The organism is Chryseobacterium sp. C39-AII1 (assembly GCF_039672645.1).
In the GTDB taxonomy this organism is placed as follows: Bacteria; Bacteroidota; Bacteroidia; order Flavobacteriales; family Weeksellaceae; genus Chryseobacterium.
In genome coordinates this window covers 21193-27600 of the sequence record NZ_JBDFPQ010000027.1, presented here as the reverse complement: position 1 = coordinate 27600, position 6408 = coordinate 21193, and the positions used below count along the sequence as shown (strand labels likewise).

7 protein-coding genes are annotated in these 6408 nt (G+C 34.7%); 2 read left to right on the top strand and 5 right to left on the bottom strand.

Annotation, left to right across the window (positions count from 1 at the left end):
- Positions 1–133 precede the first annotated feature (133 nt).
- The 4 genes from ABEG63_RS21020 to ABEG63_RS21005 form a co-directional block, all read right to left on the bottom strand.
- A complete protein-coding gene (locus tag ABEG63_RS21020) occupies positions 134–388 on the bottom strand; it encodes a DUF3820 family protein (RefSeq protein WP_267403882.1) in 255 nt (84 codons plus the stop codon).
- A gap of 11 nt (positions 389–399) precedes the next feature.
- A complete protein-coding gene (locus ABEG63_RS21015) occupies positions 400–1488 on the bottom strand; it encodes an AI-2E family transporter (protein WP_346587385.1) in 1089 nt (362 codons plus the stop codon).
- Positions 1488–2225 carry a beta-carotene 15,15'-monooxygenase gene (locus ABEG63_RS21010; protein ID WP_346587383.1) on the bottom strand — a complete coding sequence of 246 codons (738 nt, stop codon included), beginning with the start codon at positions 2223–2225 and terminating at the stop codon, positions 1488–1490. Before ABEG63_RS21010 ends, ABEG63_RS21015 begins: the two co-directional genes overlap by 1 nt.
- 71 nt (positions 2226–2296) lie before the next feature.
- The gene (locus tag ABEG63_RS21005) at positions 2297–3019 is read right to left on the bottom strand and encodes a hypothetical protein (protein WP_346587381.1); all 723 of its coding nucleotides are present in this window, start codon (positions 3017–3019) and stop codon (positions 2297–2299) included.
- Between the two features lie 48 nt (positions 3020–3067).
- Between ABEG63_RS21005 and ABEG63_RS21000 the strand changes: the two genes are divergently transcribed.
- Together ABEG63_RS21000 and ABEG63_RS20995 are read left to right on the top strand one after the other, a co-directional pair.
- The gene (locus ABEG63_RS21000; RefSeq protein WP_346587380.1) at positions 3068–4045 is read left to right on the top strand and encodes an aminodeoxychorismate synthase component I; all 978 of its coding nucleotides are present in this window, start codon (positions 3068–3070) and stop codon (positions 4043–4045) included.
- Entirely contained in the window at positions 4029–4655 is a 627-nt protein-coding gene (locus ABEG63_RS20995) for an aminotransferase class IV (RefSeq protein WP_346587378.1), read from the top strand. Before ABEG63_RS21000 ends, ABEG63_RS20995 begins: the two co-directional genes overlap by 17 nt.
- A gap of 2 nt (positions 4656–4657) precedes the next feature.
- Here ABEG63_RS20995 and menD read toward each other — a convergent pair whose 3' ends face one another.
- On the bottom strand, positions 4658–6331 hold the full coding sequence (gene menD / locus ABEG63_RS20990) for a 2-succinyl-5-enolpyruvyl-6-hydroxy-3-cyclohexene-1-carboxylic-acid synthase (protein ID WP_346587377.1): 1674 nt from the start codon (positions 6329–6331) through the stop codon (positions 4658–4660).
- Positions 6332–6408: the final 77 nt, after the last annotated feature.

Sequence of the window (6408 nt, the reverse complement as noted above, 5' to 3'; positions counted from 1 at the left end):
GGAACTAAGGGATATGATTACTGCCATATTAATCATCTTTGCCGGAGGGAATCCAGATAAAGTTTTTAAAACTTAAATGGTCGGAATTTCTTCCGACCAAGACTAGCGAAGCTGCCGCCGCCGAAACTATATCCTAGAACTTATAAGTCTTTGTTTTAGGTTTTTCATAGCTCACCGCTCCACCGCGAATCGGAGTCAGCAAATCCATCAAACCATTTAATTTTATTTCATAAATGGTCGAAAGTTGCATTCCCAATTTTCCGGGAGGCATTCCTTTACGGTAAAACCATTCAAGATAGCTTATGGGTAAATCTGCCAGAATTGTGCCTTGATATTTTCCAAAAGGCATTTTTACGACACAGATTTCATTTAATATTTCAGGGTTTATTCCTTCCACTTTTATACTATTATATCAATTTTATTTTCAAGATCGTCATCTTCATTGTTGGGCAATGCTAAATCGGGCGTATCATCATCTGAAAATTCATTTCGATAAACCTGAATTAACAAAAGCGTCAGGGAAATCAGAATCGGCCCGAAGATCAATCCCATGAAACCAAACAAATTCATTCCCATTATGATTCCGAAAACGGTATTTAAAGGGTGAATATCTTCTAATTTTTTCAAAAGTGTAAAACGCAATACATTATCAGTTAAACCAACAACGATAATACAATACGCAGCCAATCCCAATCCAGTTCCCGTGTCGCCACTCGCGATCATATAAATACAGACCGGAACGTAGATAATCGCAGCTCCCACAACAGGAATCATAGATGTCGCCGCCGTTAAAGCAAAAAGCAAAACCGGACTTGGAGCTCCAAAGATAAAATATCCTACAAGACCAACAAGACCTTGCCCCAGTGCTACAACGGGAATACCAATGGCGTTTGCCATAATCAGCTTTCGCATCTTTTCGCCAATCAAAGAAACATTTGATCTTTTTAGCGGTGCTGAAGAAGCCAGAATTCTTTCAAAAAACCGCGGTCTTTCAAGCATAAAGTAAAGAATAAAATACATAGACATGATTACCGTCAAGGTATTGAAAGTGCCGCTTAAAGCTTTAGTAGAAAACTGCCCGACAGAACTTTTCAGCTTATCCATATTTTCTTTACTGAGAATATCAAAACCAACTTTAGAATAAATATAGGTATGAATTTTTTCAAGAAATACATTAAACTTATCCATATAGGCCTGCGCATTTCCTAGCTTTTCAATTAAAAGATCGGCAATGAAATAAATCGGTAGAATAAGAATGATTAAACTGGCAAGCATTAAGACCAATGATGAAGCCCAAGGTTTCCATTTTTTCTCTTCCTGTAAATAGAAATTATATTTTCGGCAGACCACGTAAATCGTGATAGCTCCTAAAACCGATGGAATAAAAAGGGCTAGATTAAAACAGATCAATCCCGCCAACACCAAAATGATGGCAAGCAAAAAAACCTGCTTTATTTTAACGCTGCTAATTTGTTCTCCTTTGTTCATTATTGTTTATATAATATTTGTCTTGGTTTTCCTAAAAAGGCGCAGTAAAGAGAATACATTACTACCATGATGAATGGGGCGGTTGCAATAATTCCGATTCCGCAAAGAATGATTCCTGCGAAGGAAATTAACAATCCTAAAAATGTTGCACCCAAAAACGTTCCATAATTTTCTTTGGCAATATTGTAAGACTTGCCTAAAGCTTCGGTTGCTGAAGCATTTTCAAACAAAAGAATAGGATATCCCAACATCAACAAAGGGAAAACAAAAAAGAATGGGAAGAAACAAAACCACATTGAAATGGTTGAAAGAATTCCTGAAAGAAGGCTATAAACCAAAATATTAACAAAATTCTGACGATAGCCTACAAATAAATCTGAAAACTCGATGGTATTTTTTGTGTTGAATTTATTGACAATAAAAATCAATCCTACATACAAAGGTGCCAATAAAATATTCAACAAACCAGATAAAGTAAGATAGGTTGAAAATCCCGGTGCATTCCAATAGCTGAAATCGGTAAAATCGCCTCCAGCATCTCTTATTTCTTCGGCAAAGCTTGCGGAATTAAAACCACTGATGGTTTGTATCAAAAATCCACCGATGAGATAAATAATCATAGCAACAATAGCATAAAGAAAAACGCCTTTATACATCTCGAAAGCATGCGAAATAATAGATCCCGTATCTCTGGAAGGTACAGATCCCTGTTGATCGAATTCGTTAAAGTCAGACATTGTTTAATATTTTAGTGATTTTATCAAATTTAGCTTTTTTTGATAAAACTTATCGTAAAACAATCTGAAATTTAACTTTTCTCTGAAAAAACAGTTTTATATAATGAATAAATCATCGCATTCCAAAACGGGAAAGTGAATAATCCGCCTATTAAAAATAAGGCAAAACCGATGTATTTAAAGAAAAAAGCAACCATTACACACACCAAAATTTCAACAAAGAACATTTTCAATGCTTTAAAGCTTAATGCGATGGCTTCAAAAGTACCTTTTCCTGTATAAAACATCAACGGTGCAGCAAATAGCGTCACAACCACCCAAACAACGGGTAAAATAATGGTTTGAGCAACCAAAAGGTAAGTAAACATCCAGAAAATATAGAATCCGATGTATTTGAAGAAATTAATTCCGCTATAACCTGCAAAAATATCACCTAATTCCAACTTCTCCTTTAGATCGATCTTTCTGAAAATCTGGAAAAAGCCAAGATTTAAAGGATATAAAAAAATAAAGGTTGCCAAAATTCCGTAGGTGAAACTCTGATAACTTTCCGTGGCACTTACTTCGGTAATTTTTTTCATGTATTCTGTCGTACCGATTTTAAAAGAGTCTGCCAGCTCCTGATTCATCGCCCAAATTCCGTATCGGGAAGCGAGAAAAAAGAACGCCGTAAAAAATACCGCAAAATAGATGATGGAAAACACCAGTTGATAAACCAACGTCTTATTCCAATAAAAAAAAGCCTGCTTCAGTATAAAATCAATTCCCGGTTTCTGAGGATATTTGTTCTGCATTAAAAAAAATTTATGCAAAAGTAAACATCTAATAATTATTTTTGCCGAATGTTTTCAGTGAATCATCAAAAATTTATGGAAATGGACGAACTTTCTCTTCAGAAAGTTCCCTATTTCTTCATCGTAGACTTCCTTACAGAAAATGTAGTAATCTTCAAAGAAAATGAAATCGAAAAATCAGGCTTATTAATTGATTTTCAAAACTTTTCAAACACCAAAAAGCAAGAAGAATTACAGAAAAATATAGAATGGAAATCATTTCCTGAGACGATGGAAAATTTTAAACTTGGCTTTGATAAAGTTCAGAAAAATATTCGTTTAGGAAATTCTTATCTGGTAAATTATACTCGAAAAACGAAAATTGAAACAAATTTAACACTTGAAGAAATTTTTTATCATTCTCGTGCAAAATACAAGGTTTTTTATAAAGATTTTTTCGTATTTTTTTCTCCTGAAACTTTTGTGAAAATCATCGACGGCAAAATTTTGACTTATCCGATGAAAGGAACCATAGATGCGTCTTTGGAAAATGCGGCAGAAATTCTGAAGAATGATAAGAAAGAAAAAGCAGAGCACTACACGGTGGTAGATTTGCTTCGAAACGATTTGAGCATGGTGGCAGATGATGTGAAGGTAGATCAGTTTCAACACATTGATTTCATTAAAACAAAACAAAAAGATTTGTATGCCATGAGTTCTGAAATTTCAGGGGTTTTAAAACCTGAATTTGATGGAAAAGTAGGAAGTATTATGCAACAACTGCTTCCGGCCGGTTCTATTTTAGGAGCTCCAAAACCAAAAACATTGGAAATTATCCTGAATGCCGAAGGGTTTGACAGAGGCTATTACACGGGAGTTTGCGGTTGGTTTGACGGTAAAAATGTAGACAGCTGTGTGATGATCCGTTTTATTGAAAAAGAAGGGAAAGAACTTTATTTCAAAAGTGGCGGCGGCATCACTCACATGAGTAAATTAGAAGACGAGTATCAGGAAATGAAAAATAAAATTTATGTCCCAATTCATTGAAAGCATTAAAGTAGAAGATCAGGAAATTTACCTGTTGGAGTATCATCAGAAACGTGTAAATCAAACCTTTGCCCATTTCGGGAAAGAAGGGTCTATTGATTTAAAAAAAATATTTGAACATCTTGAGCATGATGAAGATGGGCTTTTCAAATTCAGAATTGTGTATGATCTGGATAAAAAAGTGCGTACCCAGATGATTCCGTATGCAATTCCGGAAATACAAGATTTTCAGCTAGTTGAAAACAACAGTTTCGACTATTCTTTCAAATTTGAAGACAGAAAAGAGCTGGAAAGAATGAAGATGAAATCTAAAGCAGAGGAAATTATCATCGTTAAAAACAACCACATTACCGATACTTCTTTTTCGAATCTTTTGTTTTTGAAAGGTAAAGAATGGTTTACACCCAACACTTATCTTTTGAATGGAGTTCAAAGACAGGATCTTTTAAAATCAAAGGAGATTAAAGAAACTGAGATCACTTTACAAAATCTAAAACAATTCTCTCATTTTCAACTGATTAACTCTTTAAATGATTTTGATGAAAACTTCATTTACCCAATAGCCCGAATTATCAATCTACCGGGTAATGAAGAATATTTGGATCTTTAATTTTATTTCATAAATTCAAAATAAGCCTTTAGAACGTCAGCACTATTTTTACCATAGGTGTTGACTTCTAATATTTTAGGCTGCAAATCTGGCTTGAAGAAATTTTCCAGCACCCTATCTAGCGTTGGCTCATCTTCCACTTTCGTGTAAGAGAATCCGAAATGTTTAGCAATACTTTCTGCGTGCTTTTTGTGCTTCGTTGCGATAAATTCGTCCAACGTATTTGGATTGGCATTTCCTGGCCCCGGAATAATTTTGAAAATATTCCCTTCTCCGTTATTGAAGATAATAATTCTTACAAATGGCGGAATATATTGATTCCAAAGTCCGTTAATATCATAGAAAAAGCTTAAATCTCCTGTAATCAATAAGGTTGGATTAGCATTTTTTATCGCAAAACCCATCGCTGTAGACGTAGAACCGTCGATTCCGCTGGTTCCTCGGTTGCAGTACATTTTTCTTTTCCCGAAATCAAACAACTGCGCATAGCGAATCGCCGAACTGTTGCTGAAGTGAATATTATAATTTTCAGGAATGGTTTGAGAAGCTTTATTAAAGAAATAGAAATCGGAAAACTCAACTCTGTTTAAATATTGCTCGTGCTTAGCATCTTTTTTATCTCTTAAAACATCCCAAAGATTGAAATAAGGTTTAGGCTCAAGAGTTACGAAGTTTAATAATTTTGAAAAGAAAACTTCAGGTTTTACTTCAATTTTCTCCGTTAAAGCGAAATATGTATCCGGCTGCCAAACCTCATCCAGATGCCAGTGCTGCTTCGGATGTGCTTTTCTCAAAAACTGTTTCACTTTTTTAGAAACTACATTTTGTCCCACTGTAATCAACAAATCGGGAGCATAAGTTTTGAAATCGTCTTCCGTGAAATTGTAAATATAACGGTCGATATGCTTAAAAAACTTTTCGTAATGCAAATTAGAATTCGCTTCACTCAAAACAACAACAGAATGATTTTTAACCAATTGCGTTAATTGATTTTCAAGTTCCGGGTTGTAATTTCTGGTTCCGACAAGTAATAAAATTCTTTGTGAAGTATTCCAGTCAGCTACTAAATTAGAAGGAATTTCATATTCTTTATGTTTGAGTGTTTTTTCCACACTTGGAAAAGTCGGAAGTTCTGAAACCAATTCATACAAAGGTTCTTCCAACGGAATATTGATATGCACCGGTCCCTGCTTTTCAATACAAAGTTCGATCGCTTTTTTAATTATATCAAAATTAATATCTTCTGCATTTTCTTTACTGTCTTCCAACAACTGGAAATCTCCGTAAGAATGCTGATGAAAAAGTTGATTCTGTCTAATGGTTTGTCCATCGAAAATATCTACAAAATCCGTAGGTCTGTCGGCTGTTAATATCAACAACGGAATATTAGAATAAAATGCTTCTGTAACCGCCGGATAATAATTGGCCGCCGCCGAACCACTTGTACAAGTAATGGCTACAGGTTTTTTCTCGCTGATCGACATTCCCAGAGCGACAAAAGCGGCACTTCTTTCATCCACAATACTAAAGGAATTAAAAACACCCGGCATTTCTGCAAAGTGAATCGCTAAAGGTGCATTTCGGGATCCCGGAGAGATAACCACGTCTGAAATTCCATATTGCTGAAGAAGATGTGCAAGTATCTGAATACTTCTCTTAGAAGAATATTTTTTCATATCACAAATTTAGTTTATAAATACCTAATTCTAAAAACATTTAATTTAAAAAAAATGTAATTTTGCAGTCACGTTAA